The 2625-nt window shown below is 76.4% G+C and carries 3 protein-coding genes and 1 pseudogene; all 4 read left to right on the forward strand.

Going from position 1 to position 2625, the window contains the following annotated elements; genetic code table 11:
• Positions 1-601 (forward strand): annotated as a pseudogene (locus tag ACFQ3T_RS35830) (carboxymuconolactone decarboxylase family protein); the annotation flags it as partial.
• A gap of 183 nt (positions 602-784) precedes the next feature.
• Positions 785-1585: a TIGR03084 family metal-binding protein gene (locus tag ACFQ3T_RS35835; protein ID WP_380730469.1), complete on the forward strand. Its 801-nt coding sequence runs from the start codon at positions 785-787 to the stop codon at positions 1583-1585.
• Between the two features lie 15 nt (positions 1586-1600).
• Entirely contained in the window at positions 1601-2185 is a 585-nt protein-coding gene (locus tag ACFQ3T_RS35840; RefSeq protein WP_380730471.1) for a flavin reductase family protein, read from the forward strand.
• Between the two features lie 30 nt (positions 2186-2215).
• Complete coding sequence (locus tag ACFQ3T_RS35845) at positions 2216-2473, forward strand: DUF6222 family protein (protein WP_380730473.1); 258 nt, start codon at positions 2216-2218, stop codon at positions 2471-2473.
• The last annotated feature ends 152 nt before the right edge of the window (positions 2474-2625 follow it).

The raw sequence follows: 2625 nt of genomic DNA on the forward strand, positions 1-2625 counted from the left end.
GGTGCCGGAGGGCGCGGTGCCGGAGAGCGCGGTGGCGGGGCTGTCGGCGGTCGCGACCGCGTTCCACTACCTCAACCGCGTGGTCAACGTGTTCCTCGACCCGCAACCGCTGCCACCGCCCGCGCGCGGGTTGACCGCCGCGCGGGCCGTGCTGGGCCGCGTGCTGCGGCCGGGACCGGACGTGACGCCCGGCGCGTCCCTGCCGCTGCTCGATGCGACCGGTGACGACGTCCTCGACGCCGTCGGGAGGACGATCGACGCGGCCGCCGCCGACGTCGTGCCCGACCGCGTCCGCGGGCTGGTGGCGCGGCAGGTGGCGGAGTGGGACGGCACGTCGCCCGCGCTGGGACCGGCGTGGCTGGACGGACCCCTGGCCGAACTGTCCGAAGTGGACCGTCCGGCGGGACGCTTGGCGCTGCTCACGGCCAAGGCGTCCTACCGGGTGACCGACGAGGACGTGGCGGACGTGCGCGCCCTCGGGGCGGACGACCGGGCACTGGTGACGGTGGTGTCGTGGGCCGCGTGGACCGCGGCGGCGGCACTGGCGCCGAGGACGGCGCGCGAGGAGAAGACGCCGGCCGTCGCCGGCGGAGACGATTGACCTGTCGCACCGGGAGCTTCGTCACCGGCACGACCGGACACCCCCGAGACGCACCGGCTCTCGTCGTCGGTCTCGTGGCCCCGGTGCGACGGTGCGGCGGCCACCCGAAAGGGCCCTTCCCCCCTGGCCCGGTCGGGTGGCCGCCGTCCCTCCCAGACCTTCCGGCGAGAGGACCAGACGGTGATGAGCTTGCAGGACGTGGTCGCGGACCTCACCGCCGACGCGGTCGAGATCGACGCGTTGGTGGCCGACCTCGACGAGGCGGGTTGGGACGTCCCGACCCCGGCGCCGGGCTGGGCCGTCCGGCACCAGGTGGGGCACCTCGCGTTCATCTTCCGCATCGCGGGCCTCGCGGCGGCCGACCCGAACGCGTTCACCGCCATGACGAAGACGATGACCGCCGGGTTCGACGCGGCCGTCAACGGCGCCCTGGCGGGCTACCTCGGCACGCCCGGGCCCGAGCTGCTCGCCCGCTGGCGCGCCGAGCGGGACGCGGGCATCGCCGCGCTGGCCGCCGTGCCCGCGGACCGGCTCGTGCCGTGGTTGGTCAACCCGCTGCCGCCGGCGATCCTCGCCGCCGCCGGGATGATGGAGACCTTCGCGCACGGGCAGGACATCGCCGACGCGCTGGGGGTGCGCCGCGAGCGCACCGACCGGCTGCGGCACATCGTGGCGTTCGCCGTGCGGGTGCGCGACTTCGGGTACCAGGCCCGCGGCCTCACGCCGCCGGACGCCGAGTTCCGGTTCGAGATCACCGCGCCGTCCGGCGCCCTGTGGGCGTTCGGCCCCGAGGACGCCGACCAGCGCGTGACCGGCAGCGCCGAGGACTTCCTCCTGCTGGCCACCCGACGGCGGCACCGCGACGACGTGGACGTGCGCGCCGAGGGCGAGTTGGCCGACCACTGGCTCGACGTCGCCCAGGCCTACCGCGGTCCGGCCGGTCCGGGTCGCGCGCCCGGCGCGTTCCGGGCCGTCCGGGCCTGAGCGGAGGCGACCGACATGCCCCAGCACTACCTGACCGACGCCGACGGGACCGTGCGCGGACCCGGCGCGAAGCCGCCGGAACCCGCCGCCGGGCCGCTGCTGCCCGCGCGGGCCGGCCTGCGCGAGGTGATGAGCCGGTTCGCCACGGGCATCACCGTGCTCACCGCCGGCGGCGAGCACGCGCACGGGATGACGGCCAACTCGTTCACGTCCGTGTCGCTGGAACCGCCGCTCGTGCTGTGCTGCGTGTCCCGCGTGGCCCGGATGCACAGCGCGATCGTCGAAGCCGGCTCGTACGCCGTGTCCGTGCTCGGCGCGGACCAGCGCGACGTGGCGCGGCACTTCGCCGACTGGCGGCGTCCCGGTGGGCTCGCCCAGTTCGACGCGGTCGACTGGACGCCCGGCCCGCGCACCGGCGCACCGCTGCTCGGCGGCGCGCTCGCCTGGCTGGAGTGCGCGCTGGACTCCGTGCACGTCGGCGGCGACCACTCGATCTTCGTCGGCCGCGTGCTCGCGTCGAGCGGCACGGGCGGCGACCCCCTGTTGTTCTACGGCGGCGACTACCTGCGGTTCGACGACCGCTTGCGCGCCACCGCCTGACCCCCGACCACCCGCAGGGAGGGAACCCCGATGAGCACCGAAGACCGCACCGAGGACCGCACGGCGGACCGCAACCCGTTCGACCCGCACGGCGAGCCCCGGGACGCCGCGCAGGTCGCGGGAGACGTCACCGACGAGGCCGTCGCGCACGCGCCGTGGCCGCTGGGCGGCGCGCGGCGCGACGTCCCGATGTCCGGCTTCGCGCGGGGCATCCGGTGGTCGGACATCCTGGCCGACATCGAGCGCGACGAGCGGGCGCGCCAGGCCCGGACCAAGGACGCCGCGTGACCGTGCACAGCGAGACCGGCGCGCGGTACGCCGAACCCGACGACCGGTACGGTCGGGCGCACCCGCAGCGGACGGGCGACGCCCGGGTCATCCCGTTGACCCGGGCGCTCGAGGCCGCGCCGGTCGTCGCGCCGGAGCGCCCGGTCCCGCCA

Source organism: Saccharothrix hoggarensis (genome assembly GCF_042678885.1).
GTDB classification, from domain to species: domain Bacteria; phylum Actinomycetota; class Actinomycetes; order Mycobacteriales; family Pseudonocardiaceae; genus Actinosynnema; species Actinosynnema hoggarensis.